Here is a 17,478-nt window from a genome sequence, read left to right on the forward strand (position 1 = left end):
AATTTTTAGGAGGTCATTGTTATGATACAATGGTGGCAAATTTTACTTCTCACTTTGTACTCAGCTTATCAAATCTGTGATGAGTTGACAATCGTTTCATCTGCAGGTTCTCCTGTATTCGCTGGTTTTATTACTGGTTTGATCATGGGAGATGTGACAACTGGTTTGTTTATCGGTGGTAGCTTGCAGTTGTTCGTTCTCGGGGTTGGTACCTTCGGTGGTGCTTCTCGTATCGACGCAACTTCTGGTGCGGTTCTTGCAACAGCATTCTCTATCTCTCAAGGTATTGATACAGATCTTGCGATTACAACAATCGCTGTACCAGTAGCAGCACTTTTGACATACTTCGACGTTCTCGGACGTATGACAACTACTTTCTTCGCTCATCGTGTGGATGCTGCAATCGAACGCTTTGACTATAAAGGTATTGAACGCAACTACCTACTTGGTGCGATTCCTTGGGCTCTATCTCGTGCCCTTCCAGTCTTCTTCGCGCTTGCCTTTGGTGGTGCCTTTGTACAATCAGTAGTAGACTTTGTTAAAGAATACCAATGGGTTGCAGATGGTTTGACACTTGCAGGACGTATGCTTCCAGGTCTTGGATTTGCAATCTTGCTTCGTTACCTTCCAGTTAAACGTAACCTTCACTACCTTGCTATGGGATTCGGTTTAACAGCTATGTTGACTGTTCTTTACTCATACGTAACAGGTCTTGGTGGCGCTGTTGCGGGTATCGTAGGAACTCTACCTAAAGATGTGGCTGAAAAAATTGCTTTTGTCAACAACTTCAAAGGTTTGTCTATGATCGGTGTTTCTATCGTAGGTATCTTCCTTGCAGTTGTTCACTTTAAGAACAGCCAAAAAGTAGCTGTAGCAGCACCTTCTACACCATCAGAAAGTGGGGAAATCGAAGATGACGAATTCTAATTACAAACTTACAAAAGAAGATTTTAATCAAATCAACAAACGTAGCTTGTTTACTTTCCAATTAGGTTGGAACTATGAGCGTATGCAAGCTTCTGGTTACCTTTACATGATCTTGCCTCAATTGCGTAAAATGTATGGGGATGGAACTCCTGAATTGAAAGAAATGATGAAAGTTCATACTCAATTCTTCAATACTTCTCCATTCTTCCACACAATTATCGCTGGTTTTGACCTTGCCATGGAAGAAAAAGATGGTGTAGGTTCAAAAGATGCCGTTAACGGTATCAAGACAGGTTTGATGGGACCATTTGCTCCTCTTGGAGACACAATCTTTGGTTCACTTGTACCTGCTATCATGGGATCTATCGCAGCAACTATGGCTATCGCTGGCCAACCATGGGGTATCTTCCTTTGGATCGCAGTTGCAGTTGCTTATGACATCTTCCGTTGGAAACAATTGGAGTTTGCCTACAAAGAAGGGGTTAACCTTATCAACAATATGCAAAGTACATTGACAGCTTTGATTGACGCTGCATCTGTACTTGGTGTCTTCATGATGGGTGCTCTTGTAGCAACAATGATCAACTTTGACATTTCTTATAAATTGCCAATCGGTGAAAAATTGATTGATTTCCAAGACATCTTGAACTCAATCTTCCCACGCTTGCTTCCAGCAATCTTCACTGCATTTATCTTCTGGTTGCTTGGTAAGAAAGGTATGAACTCTACAAAAGCTATCGGTATCATTATCGTGCTTGCCTTGGCTCTTTCTGCCCTTGGTAAATTTGCACTTGGAATGGGCGCATAATTTATGAGTAAATCATTAATTTTGGTGAGTCATGGTCGTTTCTGTGAAGAACTTAAAGGTAGCACGGAAATGATTATGGGTCCACAAGACAACATTCATGCAGTGGCTCTTCTTCCAGAAGATGGTCCCGAAGAATTTACTGCTAAATTTGAAGCTGCTATTGAAGGATTGGATGATTTCCTAGTCTTTGCGGATCTTCTAGGTGGTACACCATGTAATGTGGTGAGTCGCTTGATCATGGAAGGTCGCAACGTTGAACTCTACGCGGGAATGAATCTGCCAATGGTGATTGAATTTATCAATGCCAGCCTTACAGGTGCAGATGCGGACTATAAGAGCCGTGCTGCAGAAAGCATTGTAAAAGTCAACGACCTGTTAGCTGGCTTCGATGATGACGAAGACGAATAATACTCTTCGAAAATCAAATTCAAACCTCGTCAGCGTCGCCTTGCCGTATAGATGTTACTGACTTCGTCAGTTCTATCTACAACCTCAAAGCAGTGCTTTGAGCAACCTGTGGCTAGCTTCCTAGTTTGCTCTTTGATTTTCATTGAGTATACGATGTGACAACGGCTAAATCGTTAGAACAGCTTGTATAGAATATACATGGGAATGGGAGTCACTCCCATTCCCATATTTTCAATAGGAATGAAACAACAATAGATTAGAGGAACTCTATGCTAAATTACACAAAAGAAGAATTACTTGAACTGGGTGCAGAAATCACGACTCGTGAAATCTACCAACAGCCTGATGTATGGAAAGAAGCTTTTGAAGCCTATCAAGCGAAACGTGAAGAAATTGCAGCCTTTCTGCAAGAAATCGCTGATAAGCATGACTATATCAAGGTCATCTTGACGGGTGCTGGTACTTCTGCTTATGTGGGAGATACCTTGGTACCATACTTTAAGGAAGTCTATGATGAACGCAAATGGAATTTCAATGCTATTGCGACAACTGATATTGTAGCCAATCCAGAAACTTATTTGAAAAAAGATGTGGCGACTGTCCTTGTTTCCTTTGCTCGTAGTGGGAATTCACCTGAAAGTGTGGCGACGGTTGATTTGGCCAAAGCCTTGGTGGATGACCTCTATCAAGTGACCATTACATGTGCTGCAGAAGGTAAATTGGCTCTTCAAGCTCATGGCGATGACCGCAATCTTTTGCTCTTGCAACCAGCTGCTTCCAATGACGCTGGATTTGCCATGACTTCTAGCTTTACGTCTATGATGCTAACAGCTCTCTTGGTCTTTGATCCTACAGAATTTTCTGTAAAAGCTGAACGTTTTGAAGTTGTCTCTAGCCTTGCTCGTAAAGTTTTAGACAATGCAGCAGATGTCAAAGAGTTGGTTGACCTCGACTTTAACCGCGTCATCTATCTTGGTGCTGGTCCTTTCTTTGGCCTTGCTCATGAAGCTCAGCTCAAGATTTTGGAATTAACAGCTGGCCAAGTGGCGACCATGTATGAAAGTCCAGTCGGCTTCCGTCACGGTCCAAAATCTCTTATCAACGAAAATACAGTTGTTTTGGTCTTTGGTACAACGACAGATTATACTCGCAAGTACGATTTGGACTTGGTTCGTGAAGTGGCTGGTGACCGTATTGCTCGTCGTGTTGTGCTTTTGAGTGATCAAGCCTTTGGTCTTGAAAATGTCAAAGAAGTAGCCCTTGGTTGTGGCGGTGTCTTGAACGATATTTACCGTGTCTTCCCTTACATCGTATATGCCCAACTCTTTGCCCTATTGACTTCACTCAAGGTAGAAAATAAACCAGATACACCGTCTCCTACAGGTACCGTAAATCGTGTGGTACAAGGTGTTATCATTCATGACTATCAAAAGTAAGGAAGTGTCTATGAATAAACTACAATTAAGTCCTAATAAAGTAGCTTGCTTGCAAAAACTCTCTGACGAGAACGGCATTATCTCAGCTCTTGCCTTTGACCAACGTGGCGCTTTGAAACGCCTCATGGCTCAATACCAAACAGAAGAGCCAACAGTGGCTCAAATGGAAGAACTCAAAGTCTTGGTAGCAGATGAATTGACAAAATACGCATCCTCTATGCTCCTTGACCCTGAGTATGGTCTCCCAGCTACAAAAGCGCTTGATGCCAATGCTGGTCTTCTCCTTGCTTATGAAAAAACTGGTTACGATACAACAAGCACCAAACGCTTGCCTGACTGCTTGGATGTTTGGTCTGTAAAACGTATCAAAGAACAAGGTGCAGATGCTGTCAAGTTCTTGCTTTACTATGACGTAGATAGCTCTGACGAACTCAACCAACAAAAACAAGCCTACATCGAACGCATTGGTTCAGAGTGTGTGGCGGAAGACATCCCATTCTTCCTTGAAATCTTGGCTTACGATGAAAAAATCGCTGACGCAGGTTCTGCAGAATACGCTAAAGTGAAACCACACAAGGTTATCGGTGCCATGAAGATCTTCTCAGACCCACGATTTAACATCGATGTCTTGAAAGTAGAAGTTCCAGTCAATGTGAAATACGTTGAAGGCTTTGGTGAAGGTGAAATCGTTCATACACGCGAAGAAGCGGCAGCTTTCTTCAAAGCGCAAGACGAAGCAACAAATCTTCCATACATCTACTTGAGTGCAGGTGTATCAGCCAAACTTTTCCAAGAAACACTTGTCTTTGCCCACGAATCAGGCGCAAACTTCAACGGTGTTCTTTGCGGCCGTGCAACTTGGGCTGGATCAGTTGAAGCCTACATCAAAGACGGTGAAGCAGCAGCTCGCGAATGGTTGCGTACAACTGGATTTGAGAACATTGATGAACTCAACAAAGTTCTTCAAACAACAGCGACTTCATGGACTGAACGTGTAGAAGCATAAAACAAGTATAGAAGACCCCCTTTTTGTTAAGAAGATACTTAAGGTTTTCTGACAAAGGATTCTGAAAATAGAAACTACAACCATAGATGGTGCATACACTCTCTATGGTTTGTTTACTTGAGAGAAATGGATCAAAGGAGAGAAGAATGAAAGCATACACAGAGCGTGTATTTGGAAATCATGAGGGCAAGGATGTCTTGGCCTATCGCTTTGAGACTGATGGTGGTTACCAGTTTGAAGTTATGACTTATGGTGCGACCATCTTGCGCTATGTCACACCTGACAAGGCTGGAAACTTTGCCAATGTGATCTTGGGCTTTGATGATTTTGATAGCTATGTCGGCAATAGTCCCAAGCATGGAGCAAGTGTAGGTCCTGTAGCGGGCCGTATCGCAGGTGCGACATTTGAACTCAATGGTCATACCTATGATCTTGAAGTCAATAATGTTAGTAACTGTAACCACAGTGGCTCAACAGGTTGGGATGCGAGCTTGTTTGAATTGGTCGAAGTGAGCGACCATGGTTTGACTCTCTACACAGAGCGTACAGACGGGACGGGAGGATTCCCTGGTAATCTTAAGATCTGGATCAGCTATCACTTGGAAGAAACTGGCGCCTACGAAATCAGCTACAAGGTGACAACCGATCAGGATACGCTTGTCAATCCAACTAATCATAGCTACTTTAACTTGTCTGGTGATTTCACGCAGACGATTGACCGTCATGTCTTTCAGCTAAACACAGAGGGCATTTACCCAATCGCTCCAGACGGTGTTCCAGCTAAGACTCCAGATGCTACTCGTGATGTGGTTAAACATATCTACAATGGTGCTTTGTTGAAGGACATCTTTGCAGAGGAAGATGAGCAAATCCAGTTGGTATCTGGTTTGGATCACCCATTTGCCCTTCCTACAGGTCATGACAATGCTGGTTTCCTTTATGACCAAAACTCAGGTCGCTTCCTACTTTTCAAGACAGAGGCCCCTTGCTTTGTGGTCTACACAGCAAACTTTGTTGATGAGAGTGTGCTCATAGCTGGTCAGCCAATGGTACAGCACAATGGGATTGCCCTTGAAGCGCAAGCTTTACCAGATGCCATTCACAGTGACTTCAAAGACCAAGTCATTCTCAAAGCAGGTCAAACCTTTACCAGCAAAACTCGCTACGAGCTTGTTGTAAAATAAAAAGAAGAGCTGGTTTCCAGCTCTTTTGAGTTTCGTGCTGTTGTATTGACATTAGAGGCAGTTTGGTCAGTACATGGCTTATTTTTCTTTTTTCTGTTTCTCGATTCTCTCTAACATTCTGTTTTTACGCTCCTCCAGTTCTTGGATTTGCTTGAGCAAAAGATCTGAAAAGTCACTATCGAGTTCTTCAGCCTCTCCACTACTATACCAATCTAAGGCGACAATGTGATTATTTTTATCAAAGCAGAAAATCACATCTCCATCACCGATGATAGACAGAAAAGGGATATAATTTACAAAGCCTAGTTCATGTAATTCTTTGGTCTTCAGTCGAATATCTAGAAAATCAGGTATCTCATTTGCAATGCCGTAAACCTTAATACCACGGCAAAATGTCCAAAATGGTGCCACATCAAATGCTTTAGCTCTAGGCCACAGTTCCTCCCTGACTTCCATATATAGTCCGCCTAGGGGTGACATGGTAAACTCTCTAAAGTCTTCTGGAAGACTGATTTGATACAGTTTTTCAAAATCTTGTATCTCCTCTTCGGAGGGTTCGTTTCCCATGCAGGCTACAACTTGGTAGGTTTTAGAATCATAATGATGAAAATAATCATAGATTTTTTCTAGTGACATTGCTATTCCTCTCTATTCTAGGTAAATATATTCGACAACTAAATCACAAAGCTGATTATCCTTATCATAGCCAAAGTAGACGGGATAGACTCCGTCTCCAAAACCTGATTGGATCATCGGAATGCTTAGGTCAGTGTTGGGGATTTTAAAATTAATCCAATCCCCACCCTCACGTTGATAAAGGGGATTGTCTATGGCATGTTGAGCAAAAACTGCTGCAAAGAAATCATCGTAGATATTTTTGTCAGGATTTTCTTTATACCAATTATCTTCAAAATCGCAGTAGGCATTCTTGGTTTCAACATCTACTATCGTTGCCAGACCTGCATCAACTGCAAATCCAAAATAAGAGTCTTTTTCAACAGCGTCTATATCTTCATCACCAGTCAGTGCTTCATAGTAGATGACTGGCACTTGATCTGTAAATTGAACTCTAGTTGCTACATACCTGTAGTGATCTTCTTCTAACTTGGCTACTAAGGTTTTTATTCTATATGTTCCTTTGGGAACAGACTGTAAGTAGGGTTTTTCCTCTCTACGGAGCCAGACCAAAGGATCTCGAACCAGAATTTCTCCGCTAGGGAAAGTCACTTCCCCCATATCCAAAACAAAAATTTCTGCACCCTGTATTTCTTTCCTCTCAAAACACTCTGCATAATTGACAGACGAAGTGAGTAGATGTTTTATTTCTTGGTACTTTTGCAACCATTCTTTTGAAACTTGTGTTTTTCCCATAAACGGTTCCTTTCTAAATCTTCTATCTTATGCTTTTATTTCCCTAATGATCGAAAAGATTAGGTCTTTAAGACTTTCTGCGACATACACAACTTCATCAGGGTCATGGATATAGCAAAGAATCTGACCTTCTTTTCCTTCTTTGTCAGGATCAAAATCCAGCATCAGGAAACAGCTGTCACAATATTCGGCAAAAGGAATCCATTTTTTATTAAAAAGATAGGGTTTTATCCTCTCGTCCCGCATTTTTTCAATGTCTTGGCTTGTAAAATGCTCAGGAAATTCAGTTAAGAGGGCGTCTCTGTTTTGAAAATAGTGTTTAGTGTTTTCGATAGCCTGCAGGCTCATCAAGCAAAAGGCTATGTCTCTTTCATCTACAAGGCAAGGCAGAATACTGAGATAGTTACTCCCGTTTTTATACCTGTAGAGCTCTTTTACCTCATCAGGCAACGTTATCCCAAATTTCTCCTCAAATGCTACCAGTTCTTCCTCAGAAGCTCCAGGGATTTCCTGATAATCGTCCAGATATTCTTCCTCTACAGGGTCATCCAAATCCCATTCCTCAAAATTTTCACAGATGTACTCTTCTATCTTTTTTATCTCATCACTTATCTGCATACCATCCACCCTTTATTTGCTTAGTTACAGATCTCCTTCGATTATTTGTTGCATATATGCTGGCATATCATTTACAAATTTCGCAAAACTGCACATATCTTTCAACTCTTCATGCTCTATATCATAGGAAGCCACTTTCTTTGTTTTAGGATCCCATACAATATAGATATGGTCATAATCTCCTGTCAGCTTAGATATACGCAGAAGTTTCTGTCTACCTTTTTTAATCGGAACAGTATTGACTAAAGAGAAAAACTCTATCCATTTAAAATCACAGTCATTAAGTTCAAAATGTAATTCCTCGCTTTGAAGAAAATCAATGACCACCTTAGGCAGTTTAAATGGCTTCAGTTCATCCAGTTTATTTTGTAAACTGTGGTATTCTTCAGGCTCTAACTGCTTAAAATAGTCAGCCATCTCTTCATCGCCATTTTCAAGTGCGATGCTGTATGGACGCATACCGCCTTTTTCTGTTATGGTTACATCCGCCCCATTTTCTACAAGATATTGACACATTTTCAAATCAACATACCTAGCGGCTACACATAGCGGAGTTGGTTTAAAAGGATAGACCGTATCAGGGGCATTGTAGTTAATATTAACTCCGTTCTTTATAAAGAAATCAAGTACTTCATAATTTCTCTCTGAAACTGCACTGCGAAATGCCTGTCCACCGTATTTTTCTACCCTATGCCCTAATTCGTGGATAAGAGGCAGGTTCTCATATTTTTTCCCATATAAAGCCTGTTCAAAGGCCTCTGCCTTTATCTCATTTACACAGTTCACCTTTGCGCCATGTTCTACCAGATACCTGATAATAGCTTCATCACAATACCTTACAGCAAGCAAAAATGCCGGATTTCCTTTTACATTCAGATTGACGCCCTTTTCCACAAGCCATTTTACAGAGTTAAAACTTTCCATAATCAAGGCGATGTCTAAAGGTGACAAAGTGGTATACTTACCTATTTTTATACCCTTTTCAATATCCCATCCCTTTGAAAAATACTCATCTAGTGCGGGTATATTTCCCTTTATAATATCACCTACAATTTGTGGAACAGATTTAAAATTTCCTATATCTTTTAATTTGACCATTTTAAGTCTCCTACAGATTATGTACTCATCTGTTATAATTTATTTCCCCTAAAGGAAGCGGATCAGGATTTAAGCTTACCCAGAGAACCGAAAGTTCACACAAACGTTCAGTTATAGTATCTTCATCACTGCCTTTTGCACGGATGCTGGAAATCAGTTCCTTAGTTTCTTCCAGTTCTTCTTCGGAAAGCGGTGTACCTGAAGCGAAATGATTTGGCAGGGCTTTAAGCATGTTCCGGTAGTGTTTATCCCAGTTGACACCGCCATTTCTATAGAGCTCATCCTGTACGCGCCCTGTTATACGGATCACTTCGCCTTGTACAGTTTTCGCTGGCCCGCTTGAAGGAATGAGTAAATCCCAAAGCTCGTTATACTGCTCCTTCCAAGAACTTTTTTTTACAATAATAGGAGAAACTCCGTCATGTATCTTGCGTTTCGGAGCAGGCTTTACATCAAACAGTGCATAGAGTCTCTCAAGCCCTGCTTCTGTTTCAGTCAAGTAATCTTTATTAAAGTTTTCTCTGTGAAATTCAAAATCCTTTCCGATTAGTTCGACTCTTTCTGCCATATCAGGAGTTACCTCAGCGCCCGCCTTTATGAGCATTTCTGCAATTTCTGCTACCTGTGCAATATTAATCTGCCTACAAGTAGCAAGGGCTTCAGCTAAAGGAGTTCGTCCCATATCAGTTTTGGGATTAACATCTGCACCTTTTTCAATCAAAAAACTTACTATCTTAGGTCGGAAAAACCCTGCTGCCGTATGCAGAGGTGTACTCCCGTATGTATCAGGCTTTTGTATATCTCCGCCTAATTCAAAAAGTAGTTTCACAGTATCCCTACCCAGCGTAGCATGCTTATATAATGGCGTCCGCCCATAATAATCAGGAGTATTTACATCTAAACCCTGTTCCACCAGCCAGATAACAAGCTCATCAGGAACACCTCCAAAATGAAGTGCCGTATTTAAGCTGTATCTGCCGTCATGAGCAGTAAGCTCACATTTATCATATACTGCTTTAAGAGCTTCAATATCTCTTGCTGTAATCAGTTCATCAAAATTTTTAGGTAAGGTCACTCTTTTTTTGGCCATTGTTCTTCTCCTTTAATATAAAACCAACATTTGCATTTTACATTTCTAAACCCACTTAAGCCCATTAACATCTTTTAAAATCATAGATCTTCCATCGTAGTCATTTTTTAACTCGATTTCTTTTTCCTTGACCGAAATGTTGTTGTACCAGTGATCTAAGCTGGCATATTTTCCTGTATGGATATTGATAAGCATACTTGTTATAGGATTCCAAGTCCCTTTCTTTACTGTTTCTGCAAGCAAATAATAGGCATCTAAAAATATGAGATTTCTTCCATACATCCAAAATGGAAGTTGAATATCTAATAAAGGCAATTTTGCAGAAAAAATATCATCTCCATGCGGTGGCACAGTTTCATAATGAAATTCTATCTCACTCCCATAATATGCAATCACCGCTCCCTCAAAACCGATGCTTTGAGGAGTACCCTCTTCGGCTACTAAAAATTCCATTGGCTTCTCCTTATGTTGTAATTAGATGAACTCCGACCAGACTCTCCACGTTTACAACCAGATGGTAAAGGTAATCACCTGCTTTTTGTAGGTGACAAAGATTTTCCCTCTAAACAGGCTGACAAGGTGTTGAGCCATAGAGAGGCCAATACCATGACCAGATGTGGTTTGGTTATTGTGTGATGTTTCGGCGCGATAAAAGCGGTCAAAGAAGCGTTTAATATTGGCAGGCTGCCCATCCTTGTAGTCGTTAGACACAGTGATACAGGTGCGCTTGCGTAGGAGATAGGCTTTGCGTTTGAGAGTTAGACGGATGGTGCCTGCTGGATCACAGTATTTGCGGGCATTGTCAAGAAGAATGCTAAGAAGCTCATAAAATTCCTCTTGGGCTACTTTTTCTACAAGGTCTGCTTCAATCAGGCTTTCAAATTTTTTATCCTCTTTGGTAAAGAGAGGAGCAAAGTCTGAGGCGACCTTTTCAGCGATGACGGAGATGTTTTGAGGAGCTAGTTTGATATCCTCTTGCTCCTCGAGCCGAGCAAGTCGGATCAGTCTTCCAATCAAGTGGTTGAGACGCTCGGTCTGTTCCTTGGTGCTGATACTCCACTCAGTCTCTCCTTCCATGAGTTCTTGAAGCTCGGTATTGGCCGAAATGATAGCCAGCGGTGTTTTGAGTTCATGACCTGCATTAGTGATAAACATCCGTTGTTTTTCATAGTTTTTGACGAAGGGACGGATAACAATCCCAGAAATCAAGGTAAAGAGCAGAGCAAGGAGAAATAGGCTAGCCAGTGATAACCAAATAGAGACTTGAAAGAGGGTGTCTCGTTCGCGAATGTAGTTGGTAGCTTCAAAGAAGACTAGGAGCTTGCCCGAAGCTGTCTGACTAATCTGGTAGGTGAAGTAGCGCCCGTTGCGAGTAATCGTGCCATAGGTTTCCGGTTTTTTAAGAATTTTCTGGAGAAAACCTCTGACGTCTGCTTCGGTCAGTGATTGGACATTCCCTAGAGAAATAGTGTAGTCATTTCCCTTTTCTCTGACAGAGAAATACTGAAAATTGTAGATAATCCCTTCCTGGATGTTCTTTTTGGTGAAACTTTCCTTGATTTCATCTGTAATTGGGAGTTCGCCTTCATTTTTAGACAAGATGGAGAGGACGGTTTGGATATTATCCTCTGTCTGAGTATAGACGATGCTATTCATCAAGACCAGAAAGAAAGCAAGAATCAGAGCAATAGCAGCAGTGGCTGTGACAATAAACTTGATGCGTAGTTTTCGAAACATCTAGTCTCCTCCTATCAGTTGGAAAGGCCCTTTTGCAGATCCTAAGATTTGCAAGTTGGACTGAACGCTTTGAAGCTTTTGGCGGAGATAGGAAATATAGAGAAAAACGAGCTCGTAATCACTTTCTTCCAGCTCATCTGGCCAGACTTGATCTAGTAGTTGTTGACAACTGAGGGTCTGGTTAGCATGCTGAATGAGGAGGGTCAAGAGTTGAGTCTCCTTTTTCCCTAAACGAATGCTGTTTGTAGCAGCTAATTCTTGTTCGTCAATATCCAAGCGAGTATTTCCTAATTGGACCGTATCTGGGGTATAGTCCTCCAGACGGCGGGCAGTAGAACGGAGCCTAGCCAATAGTTCCTTGAGTGAGAAGGGCTTGGTCAAGTAGTCGTCGGCACCTGCATCGAGTCCGGTTACACGATCATCTACTTCAGCCATGGCTGTCAGCATGATGACGTGGGTCGTATTGCCCAACTGGCGGATTTCTTTGAGGGCTTCGATTCCTGTCTTGATCGGCATCATGATGTCAAAAATCATGAGGTGATAGTGGTTAGTTGTAGCTTTTTCGACAGCATCTTGTCCATTAAAAACAGAATCAACGCTATAGCCCTCGCGTTCTAAAGCAACAGTGATGACGCGATTTAGTTGAGCTTCATCTTCGGCAAGTAGGATTTTCATAGGTTCTCCTTAGTCTTGGTCAGATCGCTGAATCAAATCACGGATGGTCTGCATGGTCAAGTCGCATGAAGCAAGCTCATCGGCACAACGTTTGAGCTCGCGCGTGATTCGTTCAGGGTTTTGGATGTTTTTCTTGTACTTCATCTGGTGCTCAAGGCTGGCCCAGGAATCCATGGCAATAGTGCGTAGCTGGATCTCGATAAAGTAGGTACCTTGGGCATTTCCCAGGCAATCTGGATAGGGAGTGGTCACTTCGAGGATCAGATGATAGGAGCGGTAGCCATTGGGCTTGACCTGACGAATATAGTCCTTCTCCTTAAAAATCTGGATGGTGGGTATCTGACGAATATACTCTACGATGCGGTAGATATCATCTGTAAAGCCTGTGATGATACGAACGCCGATAGCATCTCGGATTTCTTTGAGAGCGGATTGACTCGTCTGAGGAAGGCCTTTGCGTTGGCATTTTTCACGCATACTTTTTTCTGTTTTGATGCGTGCATGCAAATGCTCATATAGTTTGAGGGAGGTTTCTTTTTTGTAATTAGCTGCGGCTTTTTCCATATCTTGAATAAAGGTCTGCAAGATAGTGGGTAAGTAGACTTCGCAAGGGCCATAGATAGAGTTCATAGGCTGGTCCATTCTAAGAATGACTCGTATTGCTACAAGCATAGATTCTAATAGTATTTGTCATTCTATTATATCATGAAAGCGATAGCAGGGTGAGATTCTATTGATAAAGAGGGAACGAGAATTTTGACAAAGGAGTCCATTAGAGATATAATGAAGAAAAATCGACCAAGGATAAGAAGATGACAAACTCAAAGTATATAACACGGCTTAAACGCTCAGAAGGCCAGTTGCGTGGGATTCAAAAGATGATCGATGAAGAGCGTGATTGTGCAGATATCATTACCCAGTTGACAGCGGTTCGTTCGAGTGTAGAGCGTGTGATTGAGATGATCATTACCGAGAATCTCACAGCCTGCATCAACCAACCCCTAGACGACCCTGAGGCTCAAAAAGAGCGCTTAGAAAAGGCTGTTCAGTACCTAATCAAACGAAAATAGTAGTTCTCTATGTGATAGAACAAGATAAGAAAGTAAGTCACAGGAGGGTAAAGATGACAAAAGAAGAACGAGCAGAAAAATGGTTTCAGAGTGTTCCTGAGGCAGAAGCTATTCCTATACAAACTAAAATGGAGATCTGTAGTCAGGCAGCGAAGCGAATGGCGTTTATCTGGCTTGGCCTACTTGGTGTGGAATGTTTGTTCCTATTGTGGGTCACTGGGGGCGAACTTTTTAATCAAGTAGCGGACTTTCTAAATCAGCTATCAGAAGGGAGCCCCACAAAAAATCGATATAAGGGTCTCGCACTTGCAGGGACTCTTATTTGTCTGCCTGTCTTGATCTTTCCTAGTGTTGTTGCCCATTTTTTTAGACAAAATTGGATTCGAAAAGAGGCTGAAAAGGTAGTCAAAGAGATGGCCCCTGTTACAAGTGATCAGCCTTATCTAGATGGAGATGAGGGATCAGATTTTGCGAGTATTTCCGGAAGAATCTTTGCGGATTGGGTGCTAGATGATGGTGAGAAGAAACAAAATGGCTTTGAACTTGAGGAAGTATGGCAGCAACTAGCAGCTGTACAGGATGGTGATAGGGATTTTCTCACTTTAATACCTCAGCAGCCAGTTAAACTAAAGGGGAGTCAGCTTGTATCGGATTTTGTACAGGTTTGTCAGGATGAAGATTCGGACGCTTTTCGTTTTGAGATCAGTGTTGCCGACGCCGAACGAATCAACGAGAATGTAATCTACGAAAAAAATGGTCTGAGCGAGAAAGAAACTCAAGACATGCTTCGGGCATATTTGGAGAACAGAGTCACACCAGAGCTAGAAGACTGGGAAATTGTACTAGATATGCGGACAGATGAGCAGAAAAATATCGCAATCTATCAGGAAATAACCCAATTGCTAACAGATGATAGTGAGGTACGATCTCGTTTGACCTCCTGTTTTGAATCACCGAAAGCCTATTTCAAGCAGTATGCAGATAGATACGACGAGCGGGGCATAGGCGAAGAAGTAGATGAAGCTATGATAAAATGGCTTGCTATTGCTGATGAACTGCTCGCTGTGGATGCAGTCATTGAGTTAGACTGGAAGACAGATAAGGATGAATTTCTGTACCAATTAACGCCTCTGGCAGCTAAACAAACTCTTGATTTGGAGGAGAATTGGTTCGACGAGGGTGATGACATCCCTACTTGGTGTAAAATTTTGGACGAAAGATGGGCTGGACACGATTTCTGTCTTGCTTGTATGGATATTAATAGTGATAGTTATGTGCTATTTATCTGCAAGAGGGATATTCTGGAAAAATTAGTCACCTTGAGTCACACAATCAATCAGCGTTTCGGCCATGCAAAAAATATGTAATGGCTTGTGGCTATGCGGTGGAAAGAAAAGATGGGCTTGCTGGCTGGAAATCATGCCCATCCTAACAGTTGGGGCTCCGTCTAAGATAACTTGTATGAAAATGAAAGAAACCTAGAGATACTTGGATATAAATTGGAAGAAAACCCATTTTTTGGTATAATTAAAGGTAGTAAGACAAGTTAAAGGAGGCCAGCAAATGGGAGCATACGAAAAAGTAGTAGGGATGCTAAATGAGCTAGATATTTCTTTTGAAATCGTGGAGCACGAGCCAGCCTTGACAACAGAGCCAGCCGATAGCTTTATCGAAGGGATCGAAGGTGTCCGTACAAAAACCATGTTTCTCACCAACAAAAAGAAAACAGCCTATTATCTCGTGATTATGGATGATAAGAAACGTTTGGATATGGACCTCTTGAAAGACTTGGTAGGAGCCAATAGAATCCGTATGGCTTCCTCTGAGAGCTTGTTTGAAAAAATGAGCTTGCCCGCAGGCGTTGTCTCTCCATTTGGCTTGCTGAACAATACTGACAAGGACATTCAGGTTTATTTCGACAAAGAAATCATGTCTGAAAAACGGATGAGTTTTCACCCCAATACCAACGAGAAAACCCTCTTTTTGGATACGAAAGATATACTCAAATTCCTAGAAGCCATTGGCTATGAGGCTCATATCATCGAGTTATAAAGATTAAAGAAACCGACTAAGTTCATCTTAATCGGTTTTTTTGATTATTCTACCTCACCTGGCCAGTGGTTCATACCACCTTCTACGTTGATAACGGTGAGGCCTTGGGCGCTGAGAAATTGACAGGCAGATGCAGAACGTACTCCACCTTGACAGATAACATGGTATGCATGGTCAGGTTTGAGTTCTTTGTAGCCTTGCTCCAAGGTGCTTAACGGAAGATTTTTGGCACCTGGTGCATGTCCTGCTTGAAATTCATGTACTTCACGTACATCGATAAGATCTAGTTTTTCATTTTGATATTTTTCATAAAAGTCAGCCATGCTGATACTAGTTACCATATTCTACTCCTTCTGGGTTAGCCATTTTGTATAGTGAATAAGCGCCGTCAAGGTTTTGGACGGTAAATCCTGCTTGTTTGAGGATACGCTCTGCGATATAGCTGCGCAAACCACTGTGGCAGCTAACGATGTAGGCTTGGTTCTTGTCCAGTTCATCCAAGCGTTCACGAAGTTCGTTTAGGGGAATGTGGATGGTGTCGACTTTGAGTCTACCACTCTGAAATTCGCCACTCGTCCGCACGTCTAGGAATTTCTTTCCTTTAGCTAGTTCGTCTTCGAGCTGGTACCATTGAACGTTGTCGCTGAGACCTTCGATAAGGTTCAAGGCTGCGTAACCCAGCATATTGACGGGATCCTTGGCAGAGCCAAATGGTGGCGCATAGGTAAACTCTAACTCTGGTAAGTCAAAGACGGTGAGATTTCCCTTGATAGCAGTTGCTAGGATATCGATTCTCTTGTCAACGCCTTTCTTCCCAACTCCTTGGGCACCGTAGATTTTGCCGTTGGTTGGGTCAAAGAGGAGCTTCAAGGTCATATCAGTAGCGTCTGGATAATAACCAGCGTGGTCTTTCCCACTGACATGAAGAGCCTTGTAAGGAAGTTGATTCATACCAAGACTACGTTCGCTGAGACCAGTCGAAGCAGCTGTCATATCAAAGGCACGAACGATAGCAGTGCCGATGCTGCCCTTGTTTGTACGACCGAGTCCTGCGATGACGTCCGCCACTTGGCGTCCTTGACGATTGGCAGGAGAAGCTAGAGAGATGAGGGCATCTTGGCCAGTAATCTCTTGCTTGACGACGATGGCATCTCCAACTGCAAAAATATCTTTTTGACTGGTTTCGTAGTGTTCGTCGACCAAGATACCGCCACGTAGTCCCAGTTCAATCCTCGCTGCCTGAGCCAGTCCATTTTCAGGTTCAACACCTACAGAAAGGATGGTGAGGTCAGAAGCAATCTTTTGACCGTTTTCGAGAAGGATGACTTTTCCTTGGTCTTCAAATCGAGTCGCAGACTGAGAAGTGATAACACGGACGCCGTTTGCTAGCAATTCTGCTTGGACAAAGGCCGCCATTTCCTGATCTAATGGTGGCAAGACATGGGGTGCTTTCTCCACGATAGTGACTTGTAATCCACGTTTTGCCAGATTTTCAGCCATTTCAAGCCCGATAAAGCCTGCACCGATGACGACAGCTTCTTTTGGATGATTGTCCAAGGCTGCCATAATTTCATCGAGATCAGGAACATTGCGAAGCGTGTAGGCATTCTTCGCTTCTGCCAAGCCTTCAATGGTAGGGACAAATGGTTTAGCTCCCGGAGAGAGAATCAGCTTGTCATAGCTTTTTGTGAATTCCTGTCCATCGTGTCGCACTGTCACAGTGTGTTCTTCTGGCGAAATCTGGACGACCTCGTGAAATGGTCGCACATCGAGATTAAAACGTGCCCTGAGACTTTCAGGAGTTTGGATCAATAAACTATCACGGTTTGCAATTTCTCCTGAAACATAGTAAGGAAGTCCGCAATTTGCAAAGGAAACAAAGGGACCTTTCTCAAAAATAGTGATCTCAGCGTCTTCCATGAGACGTCTGAGACGGGTTGCTGCTGACATACCGCCTGCAACTCCCCCGACAATGATAATTTTCATTGACTTTCTCCT

At 42.3% G+C, this 17,478-nt stretch carries 20 protein-coding genes; 9 read left to right on the forward strand and 11 right to left on the reverse strand.

Translation table 11 applies throughout. The features are described from left to right. Nucleotides 1-21: 21 nt before the first annotated feature. The 6 genes from FQT28_RS00335 (at nt 22) to FQT28_RS00360 (ending at nt 5,769) form a co-directional block, all read left to right on the forward strand. Nucleotides 22-927 (forward strand): PTS mannose/fructose/sorbose/N-acetylgalactosamine transporter subunit IIC, encoded by a 906-nt coding sequence (locus FQT28_RS00335; protein WP_143989075.1) that lies wholly within the window; start codon nt 22-24, stop codon nt 925-927. After that, nucleotides 914-1,735 (forward strand): PTS system mannose/fructose/sorbose family transporter subunit IID, encoded by an 822-nt coding sequence (locus FQT28_RS00340; protein ID WP_007522597.1) that lies wholly within the window; start codon nt 914-916, stop codon nt 1,733-1,735. The genes FQT28_RS00335 and FQT28_RS00340 overlap by 14 nt, the downstream gene beginning before the upstream one ends. Before the next feature lie 3 nt (nt 1,736-1,738). Then, nucleotides 1,739-2,143, forward strand: coding sequence for a PTS sugar transporter subunit IIA (locus FQT28_RS00345; RefSeq protein WP_143989076.1), 405 nt, complete (start codon nt 1,739-1,741; stop codon nt 2,141-2,143). 269 nt (nt 2,144-2,412) lie between these two features. Beyond that, a complete protein-coding gene (locus tag FQT28_RS00350) occupies nt 2,413-3,579 on the forward strand; it encodes an SIS domain-containing protein (RefSeq protein WP_084925260.1) in 1,167 nt (388 codons plus the stop codon). A 10-nt stretch (nt 3,580-3,589) separates the two neighbouring features. Beyond that, nucleotides 3,590-4,585, forward strand: coding sequence for a tagatose-bisphosphate aldolase (gene lacD / locus FQT28_RS00355; RefSeq protein WP_084947563.1), 996 nt, complete (start codon nt 3,590-3,592; stop codon nt 4,583-4,585). A gap of 146 nt (nt 4,586-4,731) precedes the next feature. After that, nucleotides 4,732-5,769, forward strand: coding sequence for an aldose epimerase family protein (locus FQT28_RS00360; protein ID WP_038806522.1), 1,038 nt, complete (start codon nt 4,732-4,734; stop codon nt 5,767-5,769). 78 nt (nt 5,770-5,847) lie between these two features. Here the strand turns inward: FQT28_RS00360 and FQT28_RS00365 are convergent, their stop codons facing one another. From FQT28_RS00365 to FQT28_RS00405, 9 genes are read right to left on the reverse strand one after another with little or no spacing between them, the layout of a single operon-like run. Beyond that, complete coding sequence (locus FQT28_RS00365; RefSeq protein ID WP_000051082.1) at nt 5,848-6,405, reverse strand: SMI1/KNR4 family protein; 558 nt, start codon at nt 6,403-6,405, stop codon at nt 5,848-5,850. 12 nt (nt 6,406-6,417) lie between these two features. Beyond that, entirely contained in the window at nt 6,418-7,140 is a 723-nt protein-coding gene (locus FQT28_RS00370; protein ID WP_143989077.1) for a DUF4241 domain-containing protein, read from the reverse strand. A gap of 27 nt (nt 7,141-7,167) precedes the next feature. Beyond that, nucleotides 7,168-7,758: an SMI1/KNR4 family protein gene (locus FQT28_RS00375; RefSeq protein WP_143989078.1), complete on the reverse strand. Its 591-nt coding sequence runs from the start codon at nt 7,756-7,758 to the stop codon at nt 7,168-7,170. Nucleotides 7,759-7,782: 24 nt separating this feature from the next. Beyond that, the gene (locus tag FQT28_RS00380; RefSeq protein ID WP_143989079.1) at nt 7,783-8,856 is read right to left on the reverse strand and encodes an ankyrin repeat domain-containing protein; all 1,074 of its coding nucleotides are present in this window, start codon (nt 8,854-8,856) and stop codon (nt 7,783-7,785) included. A 25-nt stretch (nt 8,857-8,881) separates the two neighbouring features. After that, on the reverse strand, nt 8,882-9,946 hold the full coding sequence (locus FQT28_RS00385) for an ankyrin repeat domain-containing protein (RefSeq protein ID WP_143989080.1): 1,065 nt from the start codon (nt 9,944-9,946) through the stop codon (nt 8,882-8,884). Nucleotides 9,947-9,991: 45 nt separating this feature from the next. Next, complete coding sequence (locus tag FQT28_RS00390; protein WP_143989081.1) at nt 9,992-10,399, reverse strand: hypothetical protein; 408 nt, start codon at nt 10,397-10,399, stop codon at nt 9,992-9,994. A 51-nt stretch (nt 10,400-10,450) separates the two neighbouring features. After that, nucleotides 10,451-11,683: a sensor histidine kinase gene (locus FQT28_RS00395; RefSeq protein WP_143989082.1), complete on the reverse strand. Its 1,233-nt coding sequence runs from the start codon at nt 11,681-11,683 to the stop codon at nt 10,451-10,453. Continuing rightward, nucleotides 11,684-12,358 (reverse strand): response regulator transcription factor, encoded by a 675-nt coding sequence (locus FQT28_RS00400; RefSeq protein WP_143989083.1) that lies wholly within the window; start codon nt 12,356-12,358, stop codon nt 11,684-11,686. Between the two features lie 9 nt (nt 12,359-12,367). Further along, complete coding sequence (locus FQT28_RS00405) at nt 12,368-12,988, reverse strand: GTP pyrophosphokinase (RefSeq protein ID WP_380435603.1); 621 nt, start codon at nt 12,986-12,988, stop codon at nt 12,368-12,370. 182 nt (nt 12,989-13,170) lie between these two features. Between FQT28_RS00405 and FQT28_RS00410 the strand changes: the two genes are divergently transcribed. From FQT28_RS00410 to FQT28_RS00420, 3 genes are all read left to right on the forward strand, one after another. Continuing rightward, nucleotides 13,171-13,428, forward strand: coding sequence for a metal-sensitive transcriptional regulator (locus FQT28_RS00410; RefSeq protein WP_143989084.1), 258 nt, complete (start codon nt 13,171-13,173; stop codon nt 13,426-13,428). 53 nt (nt 13,429-13,481) lie between these two features. After that, nucleotides 13,482-14,795, forward strand: a complete 1,314-nt coding sequence (locus tag FQT28_RS00415; RefSeq protein ID WP_143989085.1) for a DUF6630 family protein — start codon at nt 13,482-13,484, stop codon at nt 14,793-14,795. Between the two features lie 196 nt (nt 14,796-14,991). Next, entirely contained in the window at nt 14,992-15,480 is a 489-nt protein-coding gene (locus FQT28_RS00420; RefSeq protein WP_143989086.1) for a prolyl-tRNA synthetase associated domain-containing protein, read from the forward strand. Between the two features lie 44 nt (nt 15,481-15,524). Here FQT28_RS00420 and FQT28_RS00425 read toward each other — a convergent pair whose 3' ends face one another. Beyond that, nucleotides 15,525-15,821, reverse strand: coding sequence for a rhodanese-like domain-containing protein (locus FQT28_RS00425; RefSeq protein ID WP_125849112.1), 297 nt, complete (start codon nt 15,819-15,821; stop codon nt 15,525-15,527). Beyond that, the gene (locus FQT28_RS00430) at nt 15,811-17,466 is read right to left on the reverse strand and encodes an FAD-dependent oxidoreductase (protein WP_143989087.1); all 1,656 of its coding nucleotides are present in this window, start codon (nt 17,464-17,466) and stop codon (nt 15,811-15,813) included. Before FQT28_RS00430 ends, FQT28_RS00425 begins: the two co-directional genes overlap by 11 nt. Between the last annotated feature and the right edge of the window lie 12 nt (nt 17,467-17,478).

The sequence above is a fragment of the Streptococcus oralis genome (assembly GCF_901543815.1).
GTDB classification, from domain to species: Bacteria; Bacillota; Bacilli; order Lactobacillales; family Streptococcaceae; genus Streptococcus; species Streptococcus oralis_CM.

Excerpts from the sequence above, each read along its gene's own strand:
- FQT28_RS00335 (WP_143989075.1), top strand. The coding sequence starts at position 22 with ATGATACAATGGTGGCAAATTTTACTTCTCACTTTGTACTCAGCTTAT.
- FQT28_RS00340 (WP_007522597.1), top strand. The coding sequence starts at position 914 with ATGACGAATTCTAATTACAAACTTACAAAAGAAGATTTTAATCAAATC.
- FQT28_RS00345 (WP_143989076.1), top strand. The coding sequence starts at position 1,739 with ATGAGTAAATCATTAATTTTGGTGAGTCATGGTCGTTTCTGTGAAGAA.
- FQT28_RS00350 (WP_084925260.1), top strand. The coding sequence starts at position 2,413 with ATGCTAAATTACACAAAAGAAGAATTACTTGAACTGGGTGCAGAAATC.
- lacD (WP_084947563.1), top strand. The coding sequence starts at position 3,590 with ATGAATAAACTACAATTAAGTCCTAATAAAGTAGCTTGCTTGCAAAAA.
- FQT28_RS00360 (WP_038806522.1), top strand. The coding sequence starts at position 4,732 with ATGAAAGCATACACAGAGCGTGTATTTGGAAATCATGAGGGCAAGGAT.
- FQT28_RS00365 (WP_000051082.1), bottom strand. The coding sequence starts at position 6,405 with ATGTCACTAGAAAAAATCTATGATTATTTTCATCATTATGATTCTAAA.
- FQT28_RS00370 (WP_143989077.1), bottom strand. The coding sequence starts at position 7,140 with ATGGGAAAAACACAAGTTTCAAAAGAATGGTTGCAAAAGTACCAAGAA.
- FQT28_RS00375 (WP_143989078.1), bottom strand. The coding sequence starts at position 7,758 with ATGCAGATAAGTGATGAGATAAAAAAGATAGAAGAGTACATCTGTGAA.
- FQT28_RS00380 (WP_143989079.1), bottom strand. The coding sequence starts at position 8,856 with ATGGTCAAATTAAAAGATATAGGAAATTTTAAATCTGTTCCACAAATT.
- FQT28_RS00385 (WP_143989080.1), bottom strand. The coding sequence starts at position 9,946 with ATGGCCAAAAAAAGAGTGACCTTACCTAAAAATTTTGATGAACTGATT.
- FQT28_RS00390 (WP_143989081.1), bottom strand. The coding sequence starts at position 10,399 with ATGGAATTTTTAGTAGCCGAAGAGGGTACTCCTCAAAGCATCGGTTTT.
- FQT28_RS00395 (WP_143989082.1), bottom strand. The coding sequence starts at position 11,683 with ATGTTTCGAAAACTACGCATCAAGTTTATTGTCACAGCCACTGCTGCT.
- FQT28_RS00400 (WP_143989083.1), bottom strand. The coding sequence starts at position 12,358 with ATGAAAATCCTACTTGCCGAAGATGAAGCTCAACTAAATCGCGTCATC.
- FQT28_RS00405 (WP_380435603.1), bottom strand. The coding sequence starts at position 12,988 with ATGAACTCTATCTATGGCCCTTGCGAAGTCTACTTACCCACTATCTTG.
- FQT28_RS00410 (WP_143989084.1), top strand. The coding sequence starts at position 13,171 with ATGACAAACTCAAAGTATATAACACGGCTTAAACGCTCAGAAGGCCAG.
- FQT28_RS00415 (WP_143989085.1), top strand. The coding sequence starts at position 13,482 with ATGACAAAAGAAGAACGAGCAGAAAAATGGTTTCAGAGTGTTCCTGAG.
- FQT28_RS00420 (WP_143989086.1), top strand. The coding sequence starts at position 14,992 with ATGGGAGCATACGAAAAAGTAGTAGGGATGCTAAATGAGCTAGATATT.
- FQT28_RS00425 (WP_125849112.1), bottom strand. The coding sequence starts at position 15,821 with ATGGTAACTAGTATCAGCATGGCTGACTTTTATGAAAAATATCAAAAT.
- FQT28_RS00430 (WP_143989087.1), bottom strand. The coding sequence starts at position 17,466 with ATGAAAATTATCATTGTCGGGGGAGTTGCAGGCGGTATGTCAGCAGCA.